This is a genomic window from Pseudomonas sp. RA_35y_Pfl2_P32, assembly GCF_963970735.1.
GTDB lineage: Bacteria > Pseudomonadota > Gammaproteobacteria > Pseudomonadales > Pseudomonadaceae > Aquipseudomonas.
The window spans coordinates 1-240 of record NZ_CAXAQF010000458.1 but is presented as its reverse complement, the minus strand read 5'-3'; the positions used below and the strand labels follow the sequence as shown (position 1 = coordinate 240).

Genomic DNA, 240 nt, shown 5'->3' with positions numbered 1-240 from the left:
ACGAGCCAGGTGCTGACGGCGACAAAATCACCGTCACCATCGAAAGCAACGGCGACGTACTGGAAAACGCCGCACCGAAGTTCACCGTCAAGGTCGACCAGGTCCTCAAACAAGACCTGACCGTGACCCTGAGCAATGGCGACACCGTCGTCATCAAAGCCGGCACCACCAGCGTTCCGTACGAGCTGGCTGCGCAAGGTGATGACGTCTACAAAGACGGTCAAGTTGTGGAAGTCGGCA

At 57.9% G+C, this 240-nt stretch carries 1 protein-coding gene; it reads left to right on the top strand.

Annotated elements, in window-relative coordinates; genetic code table 11:
• The coding region (locus AACY45_RS29160; protein WP_339548922.1) for an immunoglobulin-like domain-containing protein at positions 1-240 on the top strand (240 nt) is incomplete at both ends.